The organism is Pseudotabrizicola algicola (assembly GCF_010915705.1).
In the GTDB taxonomy this organism is placed as follows: Bacteria; Pseudomonadota; Alphaproteobacteria; order Rhodobacterales; family Rhodobacteraceae; genus Pseudotabrizicola; species Pseudotabrizicola algicola.
This window is the reverse complement of the sequence record NZ_JAAIKE010000002.1, coordinates 60,386-82,414: the sequence shown is the minus strand read 5'-3', so window position 1 is coordinate 82,414 and position 22,029 is coordinate 60,386. Positions and strand designations below refer to the sequence as shown.

The following is a 22,029-nucleotide window of genomic DNA, read 5'->3' as shown; positions in this document are numbered from 1 at the left end:
GCTAATCATTTTGCAGGTGCAGCGCAACTTAATTTCAACACAAATGGCGTCAACTGTCCTAAAGTGTCGCAGCCGGTCGCGGGTGGCGGCATGCGCGGCAAGATTTCGGGGCCAGATCGCGGGGCGGGGTTTTCATTTCCGCGGCCGCGCGCGATGCACTGGGCATGATAGACTCGATGATTTCCGCCGTCTCGGCCGGTCAGGGCCTCGGCCCCTTGCTCTTGGCCCTTACTGTCACCCTTTTTGCCGGCTTCGTCAAAGGTGCGGTCGGCTTTGCCATGCCGCTGATCATGATTTCGGCCTTTTCCGCCTTTTTGCCCCCCGAGCTGGCGCTGGCGGGGCTGATCCTGCCGACGTTGGTGACCAACCTGAGCCAGGCCTTCCGCCAGGGCATTGCCCCGGCAAAGCAGACCGCGTGGACATACCGCCGCTTCCTGATCGGCACGGTGGTGTTCATCGCGCTTTCGGCCCAGCTTTTCGACCTGATCCCCCGCGTCGCCTATCTGCTGCTGCTGGGCGTGCCGGTTACCGCCTTTGCCGCGCTGCAACTGGCGGGTGTGCCGCTTGCCCTGCGCCTGCAGCACCGCACCCGCGCCGAATGGGGGCTGGGGGTGATCGGCGGGCTTTATGGCGGCGTTTCGGGCATCTGGGGGCCGCCGCTGCTGGTCTACCTGCTGTCGATCAACGCGCCCAAGCTGGAGGCGATCCGCGCGCAGGGCGTGGTGTTCCTGATCGGGGCGGTGGCACTCCTGGCGGCGCATCTGGGCACCGGCCTTGCCAATGTGCAGACGCTTCTGTTTTCTGCGGCGCTTGTGGTGCCTGCACAGATCGGCATGGGCCTCGGCTATCGCCTGCAGGACCGTCTGCCACAGGCCCGCTTCCGGCGCTGGACACAGGCGCTTCTGGTGGTGACGGGGCTTAACCTTGTGCTGCAGGCGCTGGTGGCCTAGGGCAGATGCGCTCCGCGCGGGAGTATTTGCAAAGCAGCAAATGCAAAGCGCCCGCCTGCGGGGGCGGACGGGCGCTTTGTCCGCTTCGGGTCAGCCGATGGCGGCGGCTTTGATGTCATCGTCGATGTAGGGCACATACTGGCCGAAGTTCTTCGAGAACATGTCGACCAGTTTCTTGGCCTGTGCATCATAGGCCGCGGTATCGGCCCAAGTGGAGCGCGGATCGAGCAGCGCCGCATCGACTCCGTCGACCGAGACGGGAACATCGAAGCCGAAGTTGGGATCGCGGCGGAACGCGACGCCCGCCAGCGAGCCATCAAGCGCCGCCGTCAGCAGGGCGCGGGTGGCCTTGATCGGCATCCGCCGCCCCGTGCCGAAGGCCCCGCCGGTCCAGCCGGTGTTGACCAGCCAGCAGGTGGCACCTTGCTTGAGGATCTTTTCCTGCAGCAGCTTGCCATAGACCTCGGGGCGGCGCGGCATGAAGGGTGCGCCGAAGCAGGTCGAGAAGGTCGGCTGCGGCTCGGTGATCCCCCGCTCGGTTCCGGCCACCTTGGAGGTGAAGCCCGACAGGAAGTGATACATCGCCTGCGCGGGCGACAGCCGCGCGATGGGCGGCAGCACACCGAAGGCATCGCAGGTCAGCATCACCACATGGCGCGGATGCCCGCCCAGCCCGGTGTCGGAGGCGTTGGAAATGGCATCGAGCGGATAGGCGCAGCGGGTGTTGTCGGTCAGCGAATTGTCGGAAAAGTCCAGTTCCAGCGTTTCGGGATCATAGACCATGTTCTCCACCACGGTGCCGAAGCGCGAGGTGGTGGCGTAGATTTCCGGCTCGGCCTTGGGGTCGAGGTTGATGGTCTTGGCGTAGCAGCCGCCTTCGAAGTTGAAGATGCCGCGATCCGACCAGCCGTGTTCGTCATCGCCGATCAGCGTGCGGTCGGGCGCGGCGGAAAGCGTCGTCTTGCCGGTGCCCGACAGGCCGAAGAACACCGCCGCATCCACCGGATTGCCAAGCGCATGGTTGGCCGAGCAATGCATCGCCATCACACCCTTGCCGGGCAAAATGTAGTTCAGGATGGTGAACACCGATTTCTTGTTCTCGCCCGCATAGGCTGTGTTGGCGATCAGCACGGTCTTTTCGTCGAAGTTCAGCGCGATCACCGTTTCGGTGCGGCAGCCGTGACGGGCCGGATCGGCCTTGAAGCTCGGCACGTTGATGATGGTCCATTCCGGCGTGAAGCCGTCCAGTTCCTCGCGCGCGGGGCGGCGCAGCAGGTGGCGGATGAACAGCCCGTGCCAGGCCAGTTCGGTGACCACGCGCACATCCAGACGGTGCAGCGGATCGGCCCCGGCATAGAGGTCCTGCACGAACATGTCGCGCCCCTGAAGGTGGGCCAGCATGTCGGCCTTCAGCCGTGCATAGGCATCGGGTGCCATCGGCGCGTTGTTGTCCCACCAGATGGTGTTTTCGACCGAAGCGGTGCGGACGACGAATTTATCCTTGGGCGAACGGCCGGTAAACTGGCCGGTAGAGCACAGGAACGCACCGCCCTTGCCCAGACGCCCTTCGCCCCGCGCAACGGCAGCTTCGACAAGGGCAGGCTCGATCTGGTTGTAATAGACGTTGCCCAAACCTGTGATGCCGGTGGCGTCGAGGGTTTGATGGGGGTTCACGCGTCCGTGGTTCATTCTGCAAGCTCCCGTTGCCCACGCCGTGGCGCGGGCTGAATTTTCGGTCAGAATTCGGTATGCGGGCCAATGGCATACCGGTGGTCGCCCAGGGCCATCGGGCCACCACACAGGCCCTATAACATAGGGATGTCACATCGGAACAGGAGGCTTTGCCGCAGTTAGCGCAACCATTCCGGGTTTAGCGCAATCATTTTCCGGCCATTGCCGGAAGTGAGGCAAATTAGCCATTCCTTGGCAATTTTCGTGCCAGATCAGGGACGAAAGGGGGGTGATTCGTACTTCGCTGTTGATTCCGTGACCGGATCAACGGATCATGCTACAAAAATAAGAGTTCGGGCAGTCACAAGGAAACTCACACCATGGCAAGGATCGCCCTTGTTGATGACGACAGGAATATCCTGACGTCCGTATCAATGACACTTGAGGCCGAGGGGTTCGAGGTCGAAACCTATAACGACGGCCAGTCGGCCTATGATGCCTTCACGCGGCGGATGCCCGATATGGCCGTGCTGGACATCAAGATGCCGCGCATGGACGGGATGGATCTGCTCCAGCGCATCCGTCAGAAAACCCAGATGCCGGTGATCTTCCTGACCTCCAAGGATGACGAGATCGACGAGGTGCTCGGCCTGCGCATGGGCGCCGATGATTATGTGAAAAAGCCCTTCAGCCAGCGGCTTCTGGTCGAACGCATCCGCGCGCTGCTGCGCCGCCAGGATGCCATCGTCACCGGGGAGGTGGCGGTCACCGAAGAGACGAAGATCATGGAACGGGGGCATCTGCGGATGGACCCGCTGCGCCATTCGGTGTCGTGGAAAGGCATGGATGTCTCGCTGACGGTCACCGAATTCATGCTTTTGCAAGCTCTGGCGCAGCGTCCGGGCTTTGTGAAATCGCGCGACCAGCTGATGGATGTGGCCTATGACGACCAGGTCTATGTCGATGACCGCACGATCGACAGCCACATCAAGCGGCTGCGCAAGAAAATGCGCTCGGTGGATGACGAGTTTTCCGCCATCGAGACGCTGTATGGCATCGGCTATCGCTACAACGAAACATGACCACAATGCCCCAGATCGGCCTTAGGGATCCGCGCGGCACCAAAGGGGCCGACGTGCTTCTGGGTGAGGATTGGGTCTCTGCGGATGCCGCCGATCCCTCCTTGCGCGACACCCGAAGCAAGCGCGGGATGATGGCCCTCAAAAGCTCGCCTCTGGCGCGCAAGATCGTCATCTTCAACCTGATGGCGCTTGTGGTTCTGGTGGCGGGGGTGCTGTTCCTCAACCCGTTCCGCGACAGTCTGGTTGTCCAGCGCGAACAGGCCTTTGTCACCGAAGCCAAGCTTGTCTCGGATGTATTCGAAGCGCGCCTGCCCGCCGAAGGCGTGGTTGACATGGGGCCGGACAGCGCCTTTGCGCAATCGGTCGGCAGCCTGAGCCTTAGCGCGGGAACCTCCGTCTTCGTGCTTGACCGCAATGGCCGTGTGGTGGGCACCGCCACCGGACCGGACCGGCCCGCCGCTGTGGACGGGGAGAAATCCACCGTCATCACCGGATTTCTCAACGCGATCTGGGAAGGCTCGTCGCGCCTGTTCGCCTCTCGCGGGGGGCGCGGCGCGAGTGTGGACCCCGAAAGCCTTGCACGCGCGCTGTTCGAAAAGGCCATCGCCGGGGAAACCGCCGTCAATCTCGGCAAGGGGCCGGAAGGCGGGGCGCTGTTTTCGGTCGCCAGCCCGATCGAACGGGCCGGAGAGGTTCTGGGCGTCGTCGCCCTGATCAGCGCCGAAGGAGAGATCGACGCGCTGGTGCGCAACGAGCGCGAACAGATCTTGCAGATGTTCGTGCTGGCCTTGCTGGTGTCCATCGGGCTCAGCCTCGTTCTGGCCTCCACCATCGCCAATCCGCTCTCCGATCTGGCGGCGGCGGCAGAGATCGGCCATGACGGCGACGCCCGCAAGATGCAGGCGGGCCGCATCCGCATTCCCGATCTGGCAGGCCGCCCGGATGAGATCGGCCGCCTTTCCGTCGCGGTGCGGGGCATGGTGGCGGCACTCTATGACCGGATCGACGCCAACGAACAGTTTGCCGCCGATGTGGCACATGAAATCAAGAACCCGCTCGCCAGCCTGCGCTCGGCCGTGGCCTCGATGCATCTGGCCAAGCGCGACGACCAGCGCACCCGCCTGCTCGAGGTGATCGACCATGACGTGCGCCGCCTCGACCGGCTGGTCAGTGACATTTCCAACGCCTCGCGGCTCGACAGTGAACTGGTCAAGGAACAGGAAGAGGTGTTCAACCTCACCAAGACCCTGACCAACCTGTGCGATTATCTGGGCCAGCAGGCGGGTGAAAAGGGCGTGGAACTCATCACCGATTTCCCTGCCGAACCCATCATGATCTCGGGGCTGGAGGCGCGTCTGGCGCAGGTTTTCGTCAACCTGATCACAAATGCCGTCTCCTTCTGCGAAGATGGCGATGCCGTCCGCGTCTGGACCCGCAAGCGCGACAACCGCGTGCTGGTCGTGGTGGAAGACACCGGCCCCGGCATTCCGGAACAGGCGCTGACCAAGGTGTTCAAACGCTTCTACTCCGAGCGTCCGCAAGGCCAGTTCGGCAACAACTCCGGCCTCGGGCTGTCGATCTCCAAGCAGATCGTGGAAGCACATGGCGGCGTGATCTGGGCGGAAAACATCCGCCCCACCCATGCGGATGCCACGTCCGATCCCTTGGGGGCGCGGTTCATCGTGGGCCTTCCGGTCTGATCGCGCGCCATGACGGCGCCGATGATCCTGCATGCCACCACGGTCGCCTTCGAGGGCCGCGCCCTGCTGATCACCGGGGCCTCGGGGCGAGGCAAATCCTCGCTTGCGTTGCAACTCATGGCGATCGGTGCCGTGCTGGTGGCCGATGACCGGACCATCCTGACCCTCCACGGGCAAAAGGTGATCGCCAGTTGCCCCGCCCCCCTCGCCGGACTGATCGAGGCGCGCGGCGTCGGCCTGCTGAACGCGCCGCATCTGGCGCAGGCCCCCGTCGCGCTTGTGGTCGATCTCGACCGCAACGAAACCGCACGTCTGCCCGAACAGCGCCAGATCACCCTTTTGGGACAACCGCTCTCCCTTGTGCTTTTGGCCGAGTCAGCCCATTTTCCTTCTTCGCTCAGACACTATGTCTTACAGGGGCGGCGTGGATGAATATGCTGGACACCGTGGCAACAACTGATCCTCTGCAGCGGCAGGATCACCAACTGGTCCTCGTCACCGGGCCTTCGGGCGCCGGACGCTCCACTGCGATCAACGCGCTGGAAGACCTCGGCTATGAGGTGATCGACAACCTGCCGCTCTCGCTCGTGCCGCGCCTGATCGAAGGCCCGCCGACGCCCCAGCCGATTGCGCTTGGCCTTGACGTGCGCAACCGCGACTTTGCGGCCTCCAGCCTCATCGAACTGATCGACGGGCTGACGCGCGACCCGCGGGTGCAGCTCACGGTGCTTTATCTCGACTGCCAGCCCGCCGTGCTGGTGCAGCGCTACAGTGAAACCCGGCGCCGCCATCCGCTCGCCCCCAGTGACAGCCCCGAAGAGGGGGTCGAGCGCGAGATTGATCTGCTCGCCCCCATCAAGGTGCGGGCCGACCACCTGATCGACACCACCGACCTGACCGTGCATGGCCTCAAGGCCGAGGTGACGCGCTGGTTCGGGCAGGGGCAGGGGCCGACGCTTGCCGTCTCCGTGCAAAGCTTCAGCTACAAGCGCGGTGTGCCGCGCGGCGTCGACATGGTGTTTGATTGCCGCTTCCTGCGCAACCCGCATTGGGACCGTGCGCTCAAACCGCTCGACGGTCGCGATTCGCAGGTGGTGGACTTCATCCGTCAGGACGAGCGGTTTGGCGAATTCTACCAGAAGCTGAATGACCTGATCAGCTTTCTACTTCCTGCCCATTTGGCCGAGGGTCGTTCGCATGTCTGCATCGCTTTTGGCTGCACCGGAGGGCAACACAGATCGGTTGCCGTCACGGAATTGATCGCCGATGCCCTTGCACAGAAGGGCTGGGCGGTGTCAAAACGGCACCGGGAACTTGAACGGCGTGCAGCCGTGGGGCCAGCCGCCTCGGGCGGGCAAGCAACAAGGATGGGCGGCGGGTGATCGGAATCGTGATCGTGGCACATGGCGGCCTTGCGCGCGAATATCTCGCCGCGGTGGAGCATGTGGTCGGCCCGCAATCGGGCATGCGCGCCATCTCGATCGAGGACGATCATGACCGCGCCGCCAAGCAGGCCGAAATCTGCGGCGCCGCCGATGCGGTCGATGGCGGGGCAGGGGTGGTGGTGGTCACTGACATGTTCGGCGGCTCGCCCTCCAACCTGTCGCTGATGGCCTGTTGCGGGCCGGACCGTCGCATCATCTACGGCGCAAATCTGCCGATGCTGATAAAGCTGACAAAATCGCGCGATGTGCCGGTGGCCGAGGCCGTGGCGGCGGCGCTCGATGCCGGGCGCAAATACATCAACAGCCTTGATCTTGGCGGAGGTGCTTGAAGTTGGCGGAGAAAATCCTGTCCATCATCAATGAGAAGGGGCTGCACGCCCGGGCAAGCGCCAAGTTTGTCGAAGTGGTCGAAGCCCATGACGCCGAGGCGCAGGTCACCAAAGACGGCATGACCGTCTCGGGCGACTCGATCATGGGTCTTTTGATGTTGGCAGCCTCTCGCGGAACCTCTATTGAGGTGCGGACCACGGGTGCCGAAGCTGGCCCGCTGGCCGAGGCGCTTTCGGCGCTGGTGGCCAACCGCTTCGGAGAAGAATACTGAGCCACAAGGTGGTGCAGAAAGGCCGACGGATCGTGACAGAACATCCGCAGATCGACACAAGTCTCGGTGACAGCGCGCCGCGCCCACCGATCGATCGCCCCTATGACATGCGCCGCCTGTCCTACGCGGGCACCTTTTCCAACCCGTTCAAGGCCGGCACGATTCGCGTCATCGAATGGATGACCGCCAAGATCACGCTCCTGCGCCTGATCCGTGAGTTCGAACGCTCGGGCGCGCCCTTCGGCTCGCCCTTCTGGCCCAAGGCGCTGCGCCACATGGGCATCCGCATCGACACCCCTCCCGAAGAGGTGGCGCATATCCCTGCCACAGGGCCGGTGGTGGTCGTCTCGAACCACCCGCACGGGCTGGTCGACGGGATGATCCTTGCCGAGATCGTCAACCGCGTGCGGTCCGATTTCCGCATCCTCACCCGCTCGCTGCTCACAGGCATCCCTGAGGTCGAGGAATTCATGATTCCGGTGCCGTTCCCGCATGAGGCGAACGCGCGCGAAGACGGTCTGGTGATGCGCCAGCAGACAATGGACCATCTCAAGCGCGGCGGCGTCATCATCCTGTTTCCGGCGGGCAAGGTCGCGATGTCCGAAGGCTTCTTCGGCCCTGCGGTCGAGGCCGAGTGGAACGTCTTTACCCACAAGATGATCCAGCGCTCGGGCGCGACCATCGTTCCGGTGCATTTCACCGGACAGAACAGCCGCATGTTCCTGATCGCCAACAAGCTGTCAGATACGCTGCGGCAGGGCCTGCTGCTCTATGAGATCAAGCGCGCCCTGTTCAAACCGCAGCGCCCCTATATCGGCGCGCCGATCCCTGCATCCGAACTGGCGAAATGGGAAGGCAACCCGCGTGGCTTCCTTGCCTGGCTGCGCCAGCACACGCTCGACCTCGGGCAGAAGGACGGCGACGCGCCGCGCTGACCCCGACGGTTTTCCCGCCGAAGATCGGGGCGGTCAGCGCGTCGGCACCGGCACGTCGCCCCGATAGTCGTAAAAGCCGCGCTGCGTCTTGCGGCCCAGCCATCCGGCCTCGACATATTTCGTCAGCAGCGGGCAGGGGCGGTATTTGGTATCCGCCAGCCCGTCATGCAGCACGTTCATGATCGCAAGGCAGGTATCCAGCCCGATGAAATCCGCCAGTTCCAGCGGCCCCATCGGATGATTGGCCCCCAGTTTCAGCGACTGGTCAATCGACTGGACCGACCCGACGCCCTCATACAGCGTGTAAACCGCCTCGTTGATCATCGGCATCAGGATGCGGTTCACGATGAAGGCCGGAAAGTCCTCGGCGCTGGCCGCAGTTTTGCCCAGCTTGCGCACCACCGCATGCATCTTGTCCCATGTGTCCTGATCGGTCGCGATCCCCCGGATCAGCTCCACCAGCTGCATCACCGGCACCGGATTCATGAAGTGGAACCCCATGAACTTTTCCGGCCGGTCGGTGCGGCTGGCGAGCCGCGTGATAGAGATCGAAGACGTGTTCGAGGTCAGGATCGTATGCGGCTTGAGATGCGGCAGCAGGTCCTCGAAGATCGCCTGCTTGACCGTCTCGCGCTCGGTCGCCGCCTCGATGATCAGATCGCAGGGCCCCACCTCGGCCAGCGTCAGCGTGGTGGTGATCCGCGCCATCGCGGCGGCCTTTTCCTCCGCGCTGACCTTGCCGCGTGACACCTGACGCTCGATGTTGCGCTCGATGGTGGCGATGGCATTGCGCAGCGCGGCCTCGTTGACATCGGTCAGGATCACGTCATAGCCGGCAAGCGCGAACACATGCGCAATGCCATTGCCCATCTGCCCCGCCCCGACCACGCCCACGCTGGAAATTTCCATCAGCATCATCCTTCCTTGTCCGTCGCGCCAACCTTATGCGGCGGGTTCCGAAGGGGCAAGGGCGCTGCGTTGCGGCACGCCCGCCGCCGCAGCGGGTGCAGACAGTTTGCCGCAAATGCGCGGTTTAGACCTTTGGTAACGGGAATCGGCAAGTCTGGCCGCGGGTGACGAAAACTGTGGTGGGTGTGATGGCTTACGAATATCCGGGCGACGGGTCGCTCGACTATTATCCATGCCGGTATGGCATGTCGCGGGCGCTGTTCCGGGGGCCGCGGCGCGATCTTGACCGGCCCTATGTGGTGACACTCGGCGGCACGGAAACCTATGGAAAGTTCGTGCCGGAACCCTATCCGGCGCTCATCGAATCGGCGACCGGTCTGCGCATCGTCAACATGGGCTATGTGAATGCGGGGCTCGATCTCTACCTCAAGGACCCCGATGTTCTGTCCACCGCCGCGCGCGCGCGGCTGGCGGTGGTGCAGATTGTCGGCGCGCAAAATCTCTCCAACCGCTTCTACTCGGTCCATGCGCGGCGCAATGACCGTTTCCTGCATGCCTCGGGCGCGCTGCGCAGCCTCTTCCCCGAGGTGGATTTCACCGAATTCAGCTTCACGCGCCACATGCTCTCGGCCCTGCACGCCGCCTCGACCGACAGGTTCGAGGTGCTGGCCGAAGACCTGCGCGCCGCCTGGGTGTCGCGCATGAAGGCCCTGCTGTCCGCCCTGCGCGGCAAGACGGTGCTCCTTTGGCTTGCCAATACACCACCGCCGCCCCCCGGTCGCCGCGCCGATCTCTCGCATGATCCGCTCCTCATCGATTCCGAGATGATCGCCGCCCTGCGCCCCTTGGCCGCGCAATATGTCGAGGTTGTGGCCTCGCCCGCCGCCCGCCTGTGCGGCACCCAAGGCATGGCCTTCGCCCCCCTTGATGCTCTGGCCGCGCAGGGCGTTCCCGGCCCCGCCGTGCACCGCCAGATCGCCGATCATCTTGGGCCAGAGCTTTTGCGCCTGTTCTGAACGTAAAACGGGCGCCCGAACCGGGCGCCCGCTGCCTGCCAGACCCAAGCGGTCTTACAGCTTTTCCGTCAGTTCCGGCACCAGCGTGAACAGATCGCCCACCAGCCCGTAATCGGCCACCTGGAAGATCGGCGCCTCTTCATCCTTGTTGATCGCCACGATCACCTTGGAGTCCTTCATCCCCGCAAGGTGCTGGATCGCGCCGGAAATCCCGACCGCAACATACAGCTTGGGCGCCACGACCTTGCCGGTCTGCCCCACCTGCCAGTCGTTCGGCGCATAGCCCGAATCGACCGCCGCGCGGCTGGCACCGACCGCCGCGCCCAGCTTGTCCGCCAGACCTTCGATCAGCTTGAAATCGGCTTCCGAGCCCACGCCGCGCCCGCCAGACACCACGATGCCCGCGCTCGTCAGTTCAGGACGGTCGCTCGAGGCCACCTTGTCCTCCACCCAGGACGACAGCGCTTCGACCGGCCCGCTCACCGGCTCGACCGGGGCAGAACCGCCCATGCCGACGCCCGAGAAATTCGCGGTCCGGACCGTCATCACCTTGGTGGCATCCGAAGATTTCACCGTCTGGATCGCGTTTCCGGCATAGATGGGGCGCTCGAAGGTGTCGGCGTCGATCACCGCCGTCACATCCGACAGCACCATCACATCCAGCAGGGCCGCCACACGCGGCATCACGTTCTTGCAAAACGCGGTCGAGGCACCGGCAATATGGGAATACCCGCCGGCCAAAGACACGATCAGCGCCGCAGTCGATTCCGCAAGCCCGTGGCAATAGGCGTGATCGCCTGCAAACAGGACTTTCGCCACACCCTCCAGCTTGGCCGCTTCGGCCGCAGCCGCATCGCCACCTTGCCCGGCAACCAGAACATGCACCTCGCCCAGCGGGGCAACCGCCGAAACGGTCTTTGCCACTGCGTCAACCGCAAGCTGCCCGTCATTCACATCGGCCAGAAGCAGAACAGCCATCAGATCACCCCCGCTTCGTCTTTGAGTTTCGCAATCAGCTCGTCGACCGAGCCCACCTTGATCCCTGCCTTGCGGCCTGCGGGTTCAACCGTCTTGACCACCGACAGGCGCGGCGAAACGTCGACGCCGTAATCGGCAGGCGTCTTGCTCGCCAGCGGCTTGGCCTTGGCCTTCATGATGTTTGGCAGGCTGGCATAGCGCGGCTCGTTCAGGCGCAGGTCAACGGTGACAATCGTCGGCAGCTTCACCGAAATCGTCTGCAAGCCGCCATCCACCTCGCGCGTCACCTTGGCGCTGTCGCCCTCGATCACCAGCTCGCTGGCAAAGGTGGCCTGGCTCCAGCCCAGCAGCGCCGACAGCATCTGTCCGGTGGCATTCATGTCGTTGTCGATCGCCTGCTTGCCGCACAGCACCAGCCCGGGGGCCTCTTCCTTCACCACGGCAGCCAGCAGCTTGGCCACGGCCAGCGGTTCGATATCGGTCTGCACATTGTCGGTCGCCTCGATCAGGATGGCGCGGTCCGCCCCCATCGCAAGCGCGGTGCGCAGCGTTTCCTGCGACTGCTTGACCCCGATCGACACCACGACCACCTCGGTCGCCACACCCTTTTCCTTCAGCCGGATCGCCTCTTCGACGGCAATCTCGTCGAACGGGTTCATCGACATTTTCACATTGGCCAGATCGACACCGCTCCCGTCCGCTTTCACGCGCACTTTCACGTTGTAGTCGATCACACGTTTGACAGGCACAAGCACCTTCATCGACGCATATCTCCCATAGGTTCAAGCTCTCTGGCCTTGGTAACTAGCCCGTCTTGCCCCGTCACAACAGTGCAAAATCGACGCGCCAGCCCCCCGGAACGCCACGTAGTCCCCCGATCAGCGGGTCAGACCCGGCACCCAGAGCACATCGGCGCGGCCATCGTCATTGGCAATGCGCCCCGCCACAAAGAACCAGTCCGACAGGCGGTTGAGGTATTTGACCGCCTCGGGGTTCACCTCTTCCAGCGTGCCAAGTTCCACCACCAGCCGCTCGGCGCGGCGGCAAACGGTGCGGCACAGATGCAGTTGCGCGGCCAGCGCACTGCCCCCCGGCAAGATGAAACTGCGCAAGGGCGTCAGACGCGCATTCCACAGGTCGATCTCCTGTTCCAGCCGCAAGACCTGGCTTTCGACCATGCGCAGCGGCGTATAGGTCAACTCGGCATCCTTGTGCATGTCGGGCGTGCACAGATCGGCCCCCAGATCGAACAGGTCGTTGGAAATGCGCGCAAGGGCCGCATCCATCTCGCCGTCCGCATGCTGCCGGGCCAGCCCCACGGTCGCATTCGTCTCATCCACCGTGCCATAGGCCGAGACGCGCAGGGAATGCTTGGCCACCCGCGCGCCATTGCCAAGCGCCGTCTCGCCGGCATCTCCGGTCCTGGTGTAGATTTTTGACAGAACAACCATGTCTCAGCCCCCTTTGCTGCGCAGGAAGGCGAAGCCCACAATCAGGATCACCGCCAGCGCCTGCGCCGCGATGCGATAGCGCATCAGCCGGTTGGCGTGCTTGCGGTTGAAATCACCGCCCTTGGCAAACCCCCCGATCCCGATCATCAGAATGACCAGAACCCCGAGACTCGCCACGGCAGCCAGAATGAACAGCGGATCGTTCAGCATGGGTATCCCCTTCCTCTGCGCCATGACTTAGGCGGCAATCGCGCAAAAGCGAAGGCGATTCTTGTGCAAGGCCCACTCCAAGGCACGCTCCGCGCGGGGCGTATCCGAAAAAGCTGCAAGACAGGCGGCCTGCCTCCTGCCCTTGCTGCTTGCAAAATACTCCCCGCGGAGCGTTCCACGGACCCGCCGCGGGCCCGCAGGCGCATGTGGCGCGGTGTCCGCCTTGCGTGGCAACGCCGCCGAGCGGGGGCTCGATGCCCCCCGAGGCGGCCTTTTGCCGCAGGCCCGTCACCCCTTGGCAATCACCCAGTCCAGCGCCCGCGTCGGCAGGATGCGGCGCAGCACCCCCATCAGATGGGTGGGCGTGGTCACATAGTAGCGCGCCCGCGGGCGCCGGCTTTCCAGCGCATGGATCAGCTTCTGCGTCACCCGCGCGGGGGGCAGCTCGAAGCGGTCCGGCCCCCGGTCCTCGTAAAGCCGTCCGCGCAGACCCGCATATTCCGCCGCGCGGGCCGAGCCTTCCCAGTCGATCCACTTCTCGAAATGCGGGATCGCATTGGCGCGGATGCGGCTGGTGATCGGGCCGGGCTCGATCAGGCTGACCGAAATCCCGGTCCCGCGCATCTCGATCCGCAGCACGTCGGTCAGCCCCTCCAGCGCGAACTTGCTGGCCACATAGGCCCCGCGCCATTTCAGCCCCACCAGCCCCAGCACCGACGAGCACTGCACGATCCGCCCGTGCCCTTGTGCCCGCATCACCGGAATCACGCGGCGCGTCAGGTCATGCGTGCCGAACAGGTTGGTCTCGAAAATCTCGCGCAAGGCCCCGCGCGGCAGGTCCTCGACCGCGCCGGGGCAGGCAAAGGCCCCGTTGTTGTAAAGCGCATCCAGCCGGCCCCCTGTCGCCTCCAGCACCTGCGCCAATCCGCTGGCAAGGCTCGCCTCATCGGCATAATCCAAGCGCGGGCTCTCGAATCCTTCCGCGATCAGCCGGTCGCAATCGGCCTGTTGGCGGCAGCTTGCGAACACCCGCCAGCCCCGCGCGCGCAAGCCCCGCGCGGCATCCAGCCCGATTCCCGACGAACAGCCGGTGATAAGCACAACTCTCTGCATCCGTGGTCCTGCCTGCCTCTAGCCTGCCGATTGTTTCTTGTTCGGGATAGGATCACCCCCCGCCGTCCGGCATTTTGATCGGCGCGCATCAGCATGATTGACACGCGACCGAATTTTCTTCAAGTTTTCAGAGTGTTTGAGTGATGGGTGCCACGCTGTGGAATATGCATTGATGTTGATTGCCCTCGTCGGTTTTCTGGGCACCGCCTTTTCGGCCTCGACCGATGAAGCCCCTCCTGACAGCCCCGAGAGTTTGTGACGCAGGTCGCGCATCTTGTCCGACACCCGGCTTGCGGTCATCGTCCCGTTTTACAATGAAACCGCCTATATCGGGCTCGCGCTGAACTCCATTCTGGCGCAAGGCATCCCCGACACCGAGATCATCGTCGTCAACGACAACCCCGCCGAATATGACGCCGCCGCCTTCGAGCGGATGGGCCTGCCCAGATCGGTGCGGGTGCTGCACCATCCGGTCAATCTCGGCCTTTCGGCGGCGCGCAACAGCGGCATCGCCGCCACCACGGCCCGCCGCATCGCCTTTCTGGATGCCGATGACTACTACCTCGCCGAAGGTCTGACCGCCCAACTGGCCTTTGCCGAGCAGACCGGCGCCGACATCACCCATGCCAATTGCTGCCTGAGCACCGTGGGGTCTCCGGCACTGACCCTGCTGCCGCGCGACAGGATCCTGTTTTCCAGCCAGAAAACCGGCGCAGGGCTGAAGGGGGTGGAACAGGCGCAGTTCATCACCTCGTCGTGGTCGTCGATCTACCGGCGCGATTTCCTGATCGCGCGCGATCTTCTGTTCGATGAAGCGCAGGTCAAGTTCGAGGACCGGCTCTTCGTGCTGCACACCGTTACCGCCGCAGAACGGATCGCCTGTCTGGGCAAGCCCGTGCGGGTCTGGCGGCGGCGGGCAGGCTCGATTTCCGTCACAAAACCTGATCTGGCGATCCACCGCCTTCAGGTGCAACTGCTGGAAAAATGCATGGCGCACATGCGCGCCCATGCGGCCGCGCCCGATATGCCGCAGCGCTTCCTGCGGCGCGAGGTGTTCAACACCCTGTCGCGCCTGATCTGGGATATGGACGTGCTGCCGCTCATCGCGCGCGGCGATGACCCCGATTACGCCGATCTGGGCCAGCGCATCACCGCCCTGCTCGGAGAAGACCGCTTCGGCCAGCAGATCTTCGATGATCCCGTGCTCAAACTCGTGTCGCGTGTGGGGATGCAGACCCGCAAGATGACCGTGCGGCGGCAGGATTTTTTCGACATCCACCGCCAGTTGCGCGACGGCAATATCCCCGGCGCGGTTGCCACCATCGACGGGTGCCGGGCCAGCGTCGCCGCGCCTGCCGTCTTGTCGGGCACGCGCGGGCGGCATCTGGTCTTGCACATCGGCATGCACAAGACCGGCTCCACCTATCTGCAACGCGGTCTGATGGCGCGGCAGGGCCGCTTGCGGGCGGCGGGCGCGCTGTTTCCCAAAACCGGACTGGCAGGCGATGATTTTTTCGCCGTGCGTCAGGGCGGCTTTCCGGGCCATCTCGGCCTGCTGGTCGCCGCGCGCAACCGCGACGGCGAAATCTGGCAGGACCTCGCACGCGAAATCGCGGACTCCAAGGCCAGGACAGTCATCCTGTCCTGCGAAAACATGCTTGCCCCCATCACCGATGACCGCGAGGCGCTGCTGTCCGCCCTGTTCCACCGACTGTCCGAGTTCGAAACCTGTCAGGTCGTGGCCTTTGCGCGCCGCCCCGATCATTGGGCGGAAATGTTCTACCGCGAATTGGTGTGCAACGGCCAGCGGCGCGGCGCGCGCAGCCTGCCCGAGTTTCTGGTCGATTATGCTGCGGCGCTCACCGATTATCCGGCCCTTTTCGCGCCCTTCGAGGCGTTTTCCAACCGCCCCGTCATCTTGCTCGACCACGAGGCGGCGCGGCGCGGTGCGGGCCATTGGGCCTGTTTCATGGGCGCCGCAGGGCTCGAAACGCTTGCCGCAGACCGTCCCGATCTGCCCGCAAGCCACGGCTATGCCACGCCAGACCGGGAACAGGTGGCGGCGGCGCGGCTGCTCAACAGCATGCTCACCTCCGAAGAACAGCGCATGCTGGTGCTGCGCGGCTTTTTCGCCACGCATCCTCCGCGGCCCGATCCGCGCTCGGCGCTGTCTCCGGCAGAGCGATTGGCGCTGGTTGAGGCTTTCGCCGCCACCTCTGCACCCTTTGCTGCGGCGCGCGGTTACGCTCCCGATCTCGACGCCATCCGCGCCGAACTCGCCGCCGAGGTCTGGGAACCGCCCGCCGCCCTGTCGGGCGAAATTCTGGAAGGTCTGCTGCAAGCCCGCCTTCAGGTCGAACGTCCCGCCGCCGAGGCAGGCGCGCCGCCGCCCAAGCGGTTCGAGTTGGGCGATCGTGGCACGGGCGGCCTGACCATCCGCATCCGGCCCCGGCCTTGGCTCTCGCGCCTGCTGGGCTGGGTCACCAACTGACCTTGCCGCTTTGGCGCGAAGGGCCTGCCGCCCGATCCGGCTAAGGCGCAGGCGGTAGGGCAGGGGGGGGCGGAACAATGCGGCGGTTTCGGGGTTGACCTTCTGTCAAGAAGGGAACCGCCATGACCCAAGATCCCAAAGCCGCCCCGTCCGCATCGCCCGCTGCCCCCGCATCGCCCGCTGCCCCGACCACCCCCGCGAAAGGGCAGGCGAAAGGCTTCGCTGCGGCAGAGGCCCCGACGCCCGAGCAAAAGCGCGTCAGCCCCGAGGGACTGCGCCGCCACGCCGCCGCACAGGGCACGGATAAACCCTCCGTTCCCGGCGGGCGCAATCCGGACAGCGCCATGTGCGAGGATCGCTCCCGCCCCGGCCAGATCGACAAAAGCAACGATTGCTGAGCGCACGGCATGGCCCCGCGTCCCTTCTGGAAAGGCTATCTCAAGCTCTCGCTGGTGAACTGTCCGGTGACGATGACGCCCGCCACCACCGAGGCGGAAAAGCTGCGCTTCCACACGATGAATGCCGTCACCGGCAACCGCGTCGTCAGCCGCTACATCGACGCCGTCACCGGCAAACCCCTGCGCGACGAGGACAAGGCCAAGGGCTATGCGCGGGGCGAGGATGACTACGTCCTGCTCGAAGAGGATGAAATCTCCGAGGTCGCCCTCGAAAGCACCCGCACCATCGACATCGACATGTTCGTCCCCGCCGACAGCATCGGCTGGATCTGGTATGACACCCCGCATTACCTCTCGCCCGGGGACCGCGTCGGCGAGGAGGCGTTTTCCGTCATACGCGCCGCGATGGCCGATACCGGCACCGTCGGCATCGCGCGGCTGGTGCTCTATCGCCGCGAACGCGCGGTGATGCTGGAGCCGCGCGGCAAGGGCATCGTGGTCTGGACCCTGCGCTATGGCAACGAGGTGCGGGACGAGGCCGATTACTTCGACAAGATCGACGCCCAGAAGCCTGAGGCCAAGCTGATGACCCTTGTCAAGCGCCTGATCGACGAGCGCAAGCAGGACTGGTCGCCCGAGATGGCCAGCGATCCCGTGCAGGACCGCCTGCTTGACCTGATCGCGGCCAAGAAGAAAGGCCGCAAGCGCCCCGCAAAGCCCAAGGCCGCCCCCGCCGAGCCGTCGAATGTCGTCAGCATCATGGATGCGCTCAAACGCAGCCTCGCCGCAGAGACATCAGGCAAGTCTTCCGGCAAGTGATCACCCCCGCAGGGGCCGCGCCGCCTTGCGAAAGCCCTCCCACGGGTCTTGCTCCATCGCCGCCAGCCGTGCGGGCAGATTCGCCAGCGTGAACCGCGTCGGCCCCACCTCGGGGCCAAGCTCTTCCCATGCGAGCGGAGCCGAAACCGCCGCCCCCGGCCGCGCGCGGGTGGAATAGGCCGCCACCGCCGTCGCCCCGCGCTGGTTGCGCAAATAGTCTATCAGGATCTTGCCCTTGCGCTTGGCCTTGGCAAGGCTCGCCACATAATCGCCCGGACTGTCCGCCGCCATCGACTGCGCCATCCCCTTGGCGAAGGCCTTCACCGCAGGCCAAGCCGCTTCGGGCACCAGCGGCGCCACCACATGCAGCCCCTTGCCGCCCGAGGTTTTCACGAAGGCCGCCAGCCCCGCCGCCTCCAGCCGCGCGCGCACTTCCTCTGCCGCCGCAATCACCCGCGCCCAGTCCACCCCGTCATCCGGGTCCAGATCCATCGTGATCATGTCGGGCCGCTCCCAGTCCTCCAGCGTGCTGCCCCACGGGTGGATCTCCAGAGCCGCCGACTGCACCAGCCCGATCATCCCGTCCAGACTGTCGATGCAGATCAGCGCGTCCTTGCCCTTGGGGTCCTCCACCTGACGGATATGGCGGCTCGCCCCCTTCCAGATGTGCTTCTGGAAGAACCGCTGCCCGCCGATCCCCTCGGGGCAGCGCAACAGCGCCAGCGGACGGTTGACGACAAACGGCGCCATCTTGCGCCAGACCTGGCTGTAGTAATCGGCCAGCCCCTCCTTGGTGATTCCCGCCTCCGGCCAATAGATCCGGTCGGGATGCGTCAGCTTGACCCGCGCCGGAGCGGGCGGCTTGGGAGCCGCCTCCGCCACCTCGCCCTCGCGCCGCACCTCGTCGGCGGGCTTGTCCTCCCGCAGGCCGCGAAAAGAGGCATGGCGCAAATGGCCGTCGGCGGTCCATGCGCGGAACTCCACCTCGGCCACCAGTTCGGGCCGCACATGGCGCACCTGCCGCGCCTGCTCTGCCGTCAGCGGTTTGTCAAAGGGGCTGTCGTCACGGCGCATCGCCTCCAGCCGCGTGAACAACTCCCGCGCCACCGCCGCCGAAAACCCAGTGCCGACACGCCCCACAGGCACAAGCTGCCCGCCATCATGAACCCCCAGCACCAACGAGCCGATGGCCCCCTTCGCCGCGCTCGACGGCACATAGCCGCCAATCACAAACTCTTGCCGCGCCGAGCATTTCGATTTGATCCACGACTTTCCCCGCCCCGAACGATAGGGCGAGTCGGCAAGTTTCGACACGATGCCTTCAAGGCTCAGGCGGCAGGCATGGCGCAGCACCGTGGCTCCGCTTTCCTCGAAATGGCTGCTATAGCGGAGCGGGCCCTGCGCAGCGGCCAGCACATGTTCCAACCTCTCCTTGCGCTCCAGCAGCGGCAAGGGGCGCAGATCATGTCCGTCCAGATGCAGCAGGTCAAAGGCATAAAACACAAAGCGGTCATCGCGCCCCGCACTCAGATCGGCCTGCAAGGCCGAGAAATCCGAGGCCCCGTCTCCGCCCTCGACAACCAGCTCGCCATCCATCAGCGCCGAGCGCAGCGCCAAATCCCGCAGCGCCGCAGGCACTGCCGCGCCAAAGCGCGCGGTCCAGTCCAGCCCGCTGCGCGTCAAAAGCGTGACGCTCCCCGCCTCGATCCGCGCCTGCAGGCGATAGCCGTCAAACTTGATCTCGTGCAGCCAGCGCGCGCCCTTCGGCGCGGCGGGGGCCAGCGTCGCCAGCATCGGCGGGACGAACTCCGGCAAGGGCGCGGCCTTGGCCCCCTTGGTCAGATCAGGCTCAGCGGCTTCCGCCTCATCGGCATCGGCGGGCTTGGCCTTGGCGCGGCCCTTGCGGCGCGGCGCATCTTTGGCGGCAGCATCCTTCGCCGCCCGCTCCTTCACCGCCGCCCCCGCCGCAATCTCGGCAAGATCGCGCCCCGACGCGACCGAAAGCGGCAGTTGCTCCAGAATATCGGCCTCGTCCTTGCCGCGGGCCTCGGCATCATCTGCCTTAATCAGCAGCCAGTTCTCCCGCTTTTCGGCAGGCTTGCCCTGCATGCGGATCAGGTGCCAACGCCCGCGCAGCTTTTCGCCCGCAAGCTCGAACTCCAGATGCCCCTTGGCATAGCCCTTGGCCGCATCACCGATGGGCGACCAATCCCCCCGATCCCACAGCAACACCGTTCCGGCCCCGTATTCCCCTTTGGGAATCGTGCCTTCGAAACTGCCATAGCCAAGCGGGTGATCTTCCACATGCACCGCCAGCCGCTTCTCGCCCGCAATCAGGCTTGGACCGCGCGTCACCGCCCAACTGCGCAGCACCCCCGCCATTTCCAGCCGCAAATCATAATGCAGGCGGCGGGCATCATGTTTCTGGATCACGAACTGGCTGCCGCTCTTGCGCGCCTTGGCCCCCTTCGGCTCTGGCGTGGCGGCAAAATCACGTTTGCTGTTGTATTCCTTCAGCGTCATGGCTCAGCCCGCCTTGCGCTTGGGCGGGGCCTTGGTGGCGGGTTTTCCGGTGGAAGACTTGGCGGCAGACTTGGTGCCAGCCTTGGCGCGCGGTTTTGCGGGCGATTTTTCCTTGCTGTCCACCCCCGCGCTCGCGCGCAGCGCCTCCATCAGGTCGACAACCTTCTCGGGCGCTTTCTGCTTGCGCGGTGCAATCTTGCGCCCTTCCATCTTGGCGCGCACAAGCTCTTGCAAGGCATCCTCGTAACGGTCCTCGAAGCTGGCAGGGTCAAAAGTGCCCATCTTTGTCTTGATGATGTGCCGCGCGAGGTCGAGCATCTCGCCCGCGACCTTGGGGGCAGGAATGTCCTTGAATGCGGCCTCGGCTGCGCGCACCTCATAGTCAAAGTTCAGCGTCGTGGCGACCAGTCCTGCCCCGTGCGCGCGGATCAGCACCGTGCGCAACCGCCGGAACAGCACCGTGCGGGCAATCGCCGCCACCTTCTTGGCCTCCAGCCCCGCGCGGATCAGGCCGAAGGCCTCGCTGGCGGTCTTGTCCGACGGGGCCAGATAATAAGGCTTGTCGAAATAGACATCATCCACCGCGCCGCAGGGCAAAAACGCCTCGACCGACAGCATCTTGTCACTGTCCGGCACCGCCGCCGCAATGTCCTCGGGGTCCAGAAGGATGTGCTCGCCCTCCGTCACCTCATACCCCTTGACCTGATGCTCGCGGTCGACGGGTTTTCCGGTTTCGGCATCGACAAACTCGCGCCGCACGCGGTTTCCGGTGGCGCGGTTGATGGTGTGAAAGGCAATCCGGTCCGATGTGGACGCCGCCGTATAAAGCGCGACGGGGCAAGACAATTCCCCGATCTTCAACGTGCCTTTCCAATTCGCGCGCGCCGCCATCTTCGCGTCCTCCGGTCACTGCAACAGGGATAACCGCCAAGGTGCCAGATTGTTGCGCGGCCCCTTCAGAGGGCGGGTCAAAGGCAGCACCCGCACCGCAGGCTCGCAAGCCCACGCATCCGCCCCGCGGCGCATGCGCCACCTGTCACCCGCGCATCTTTCAGACGCGCGCTGTCAACCAAACGCGCACTGGCAAATCAGAAAAGGCCTTGGCCGCGCGTCAGGGCGACTCCGCCAGAAAAGATGTCGCCATGAACCCGTCGATGCCATCGCCCTCGATCCGCACCCGCGCCCAGCCATTGCCGTCATCCGAAACCACGGTCACCGCCTCGCCGCGCGTCAGGCGGCCCACCACGGCATTGCGGGTCGAAGGGCCCGAGCGCACATTGACCGACCGTCCGGTGACATACATCACCGCCGCCCCGCTATCGGCCTGCGCCGCAACCGGCACTTCCGCCTGCACCCTCTGCACCGCCGGTTCGGGTTGCAGCCTCGCCTCCGCCGCCTCGGCCACCACGGGCGTCACCGCCGCCGCCTGTGCCGGTGCGAACACCACCGGCATCACCGCCGCCTCGGCGGCCACCGGCGCGGGCGCTGCCGCCACGCTCGTCGTGACCGCGGCATCAACCGGTGTGAAAGGCGCAGGTTTGTCCGGCGCTTCCATAAGGCCGAACCGCAGCTGCCCGCGATCCTGCCCCCCCACCTGAAGCGTGACGTAGATTCCAGCGCAGAGCAGCAAGAGCATACGGATCATTTGGACACCTGATTTACCATTACCCGCAAGGGATTATCATGGATTCCAACTCGGAAAAGTAGAAAAAAGTTCCGCAATTCCCCCTCGGGCAG

22 protein-coding genes are annotated in these 22,029 nt (G+C 64.9%); 12 read left to right on the top strand and 10 right to left on the bottom strand.

The genetic code is table 11. The features are described 5' to 3' along the window. The first annotated feature begins 164 nt into the window (after positions 1 to 164). Positions 165 to 950 carry a sulfite exporter TauE/SafE family protein gene (locus G3572_RS06890; protein WP_240335459.1) on the top strand — a complete coding sequence of 262 codons (786 nt, stop codon included), beginning with the start codon at positions 165 to 167 and terminating at the stop codon, positions 948 to 950. Between the two features lie 90 nt (positions 951 to 1,040). Here the strand turns inward: G3572_RS06890 and G3572_RS06885 are convergent, their stop codons facing one another. Then, positions 1,041 to 2,639, bottom strand: a complete 1,599-nt coding sequence (locus tag G3572_RS06885) for a phosphoenolpyruvate carboxykinase (protein WP_164610173.1) — start codon at positions 2,637 to 2,639, stop codon at positions 1,041 to 1,043. Positions 2,640 to 3,001: 362 nt separating this feature from the next. Here G3572_RS06885 and G3572_RS06880 point away from each other — a divergent pair, with 362 nt between their 5' ends. Genes G3572_RS06880 through G3572_RS06850 form a run of 7 tightly spaced genes read left to right on the top strand, consistent with a single transcriptional unit; the run spans position 3,002 to position 8,384 of the window. Next, complete coding sequence (locus G3572_RS06880) at positions 3,002 to 3,703, top strand: response regulator transcription factor (protein WP_164610171.1); 702 nt, start codon at positions 3,002 to 3,004, stop codon at positions 3,701 to 3,703. Further along, positions 3,700 to 5,403 (top strand): sensor histidine kinase, encoded by a 1,704-nt coding sequence (locus G3572_RS06875; protein ID WP_164610169.1) that lies wholly within the window; start codon positions 3,700 to 3,702, stop codon positions 5,401 to 5,403. Before G3572_RS06880 ends, G3572_RS06875 begins: the two co-directional genes overlap by 4 nt. A 21-nt stretch (positions 5,404 to 5,424) precedes the next feature. Continuing rightward, the gene (locus G3572_RS06870) at positions 5,425 to 5,835 is read left to right on the top strand and encodes an HPr kinase/phosphorylase (protein WP_240335458.1); all 411 of its coding nucleotides are present in this window, start codon (positions 5,425 to 5,427) and stop codon (positions 5,833 to 5,835) included. A 2-nt stretch (positions 5,836 to 5,837) separates the two neighbouring features. Then, entirely contained in the window at positions 5,838 to 6,785 is a 948-nt protein-coding gene (gene rapZ / locus G3572_RS06865; RefSeq protein ID WP_164611267.1) for an RNase adapter RapZ, read from the top strand. Beyond that, positions 6,782 to 7,177 carry a PTS sugar transporter subunit IIA gene (locus G3572_RS06860; protein WP_164610165.1) on the top strand — a complete coding sequence of 132 codons (396 nt, stop codon included), beginning with the start codon at positions 6,782 to 6,784 and terminating at the stop codon, positions 7,175 to 7,177. Before rapZ ends, G3572_RS06860 begins: the two co-directional genes overlap by 4 nt. Before the next feature lie 2 nt (positions 7,178 to 7,179). Continuing rightward, entirely contained in the window at positions 7,180 to 7,449 is a 270-nt protein-coding gene (locus G3572_RS06855) for an HPr family phosphocarrier protein (protein WP_164610163.1), read from the top strand. A 32-nt stretch (positions 7,450 to 7,481) separates the two neighbouring features. Next, positions 7,482 to 8,384, top strand: a complete 903-nt coding sequence (locus tag G3572_RS06850) for a lysophospholipid acyltransferase family protein (protein WP_435530962.1) — start codon at positions 7,482 to 7,484, stop codon at positions 8,382 to 8,384. Positions 8,385 to 8,417: 33 nt separating this feature from the next. Here the strand turns inward: G3572_RS06850 and G3572_RS06845 are convergent, their stop codons facing one another. Beyond that, positions 8,418 to 9,293, bottom strand: coding sequence for a 3-hydroxybutyryl-CoA dehydrogenase (locus G3572_RS06845; protein ID WP_164610161.1), 876 nt, complete (start codon positions 9,291 to 9,293; stop codon positions 8,418 to 8,420). Positions 9,294 to 9,481: 188 nt separating this feature from the next. Between G3572_RS06845 and G3572_RS06840 the strand changes: the two genes are divergently transcribed. Then, positions 9,482 to 10,309, top strand: coding sequence for a DUF6473 family protein (locus tag G3572_RS06840; RefSeq protein WP_164610159.1), 828 nt, complete (start codon positions 9,482 to 9,484; stop codon positions 10,307 to 10,309). 54 nt (positions 10,310 to 10,363) lie between these two features. Here G3572_RS06840 and G3572_RS06835 read toward each other — a convergent pair whose 3' ends face one another. The 5 genes from G3572_RS06835 to G3572_RS06815 form a co-directional block, all read right to left on the bottom strand. Further along, positions 10,364 to 11,287, bottom strand: a complete 924-nt coding sequence (locus G3572_RS06835) for an electron transfer flavoprotein subunit alpha/FixB family protein (protein WP_164610157.1) — start codon at positions 11,285 to 11,287, stop codon at positions 10,364 to 10,366. Further along, positions 11,287 to 12,048 (bottom strand): electron transfer flavoprotein subunit beta/FixA family protein, encoded by a 762-nt coding sequence (locus tag G3572_RS06830; protein ID WP_164610155.1) that lies wholly within the window; start codon positions 12,046 to 12,048, stop codon positions 11,287 to 11,289. The genes G3572_RS06835 and G3572_RS06830 overlap by 1 nt, the downstream gene beginning before the upstream one ends. Before the next feature lie 117 nt (positions 12,049 to 12,165). Then, on the bottom strand, positions 12,166 to 12,738 hold the full coding sequence (locus tag G3572_RS06825; RefSeq protein ID WP_164610154.1) for a cob(I)yrinic acid a,c-diamide adenosyltransferase: 573 nt from the start codon (positions 12,736 to 12,738) through the stop codon (positions 12,166 to 12,168). Between the two features lie 3 nt (positions 12,739 to 12,741). Further along, on the bottom strand, positions 12,742 to 12,948 hold the full coding sequence (locus tag G3572_RS06820) for a twin transmembrane helix small protein (protein ID WP_164610152.1): 207 nt from the start codon (positions 12,946 to 12,948) through the stop codon (positions 12,742 to 12,744). 288 nt (positions 12,949 to 13,236) lie between these two features. Then, positions 13,237 to 14,061 (bottom strand): SDR family NAD(P)-dependent oxidoreductase, encoded by an 825-nt coding sequence (locus G3572_RS06815; RefSeq protein ID WP_164610150.1) that lies wholly within the window; start codon positions 14,059 to 14,061, stop codon positions 13,237 to 13,239. Positions 14,062 to 14,335: 274 nt separating this feature from the next. Between G3572_RS06815 and G3572_RS06810 the strand changes: the two genes are divergently transcribed. From G3572_RS06810 to ku (G3572_RS06800), 3 genes are all read left to right on the top strand, one after another. Beyond that, positions 14,336 to 16,552 carry a glycosyltransferase family 2 protein gene (locus G3572_RS06810; RefSeq protein ID WP_164610148.1) on the top strand — a complete coding sequence of 739 codons (2,217 nt, stop codon included), beginning with the start codon at positions 14,336 to 14,338 and terminating at the stop codon, positions 16,550 to 16,552. Between the two features lie 122 nt (positions 16,553 to 16,674). After that, complete coding sequence (locus G3572_RS06805) at positions 16,675 to 16,950, top strand: hypothetical protein (protein WP_164610146.1); 276 nt, start codon at positions 16,675 to 16,677, stop codon at positions 16,948 to 16,950. A gap of 9 nt (positions 16,951 to 16,959) precedes the next feature. Then, on the top strand, positions 16,960 to 17,769 hold the full coding sequence (ku, locus tag G3572_RS06800; protein WP_164610144.1) for a non-homologous end joining protein Ku: 810 nt from the start codon (positions 16,960 to 16,962) through the stop codon (positions 17,767 to 17,769). On the opposite strand, the gene ligD is transcribed toward ku (G3572_RS06800), so the two are convergent. From ligD to G3572_RS06785, 3 genes are all read right to left on the bottom strand, one after another. Beyond that, positions 17,770 to 20,292: a DNA ligase D gene (gene ligD, locus G3572_RS06795; RefSeq protein ID WP_164610142.1), complete on the bottom strand. Its 2,523-nt coding sequence runs from the start codon at positions 20,290 to 20,292 to the stop codon at positions 17,770 to 17,772. Between the two features lie 3 nt (positions 20,293 to 20,295). Further along, on the bottom strand, positions 20,296 to 21,183 hold the full coding sequence (ku, locus tag G3572_RS06790) for a non-homologous end joining protein Ku (RefSeq protein WP_164610140.1): 888 nt from the start codon (positions 21,181 to 21,183) through the stop codon (positions 20,296 to 20,298). A gap of 220 nt (positions 21,184 to 21,403) precedes the next feature. Continuing rightward, a complete protein-coding gene (locus G3572_RS06785) occupies positions 21,404 to 21,937 on the bottom strand; it encodes an SH3 domain-containing protein (protein WP_164610138.1) in 534 nt (177 codons plus the stop codon). Positions 21,938 to 22,029: the final 92 nt, after the last annotated feature.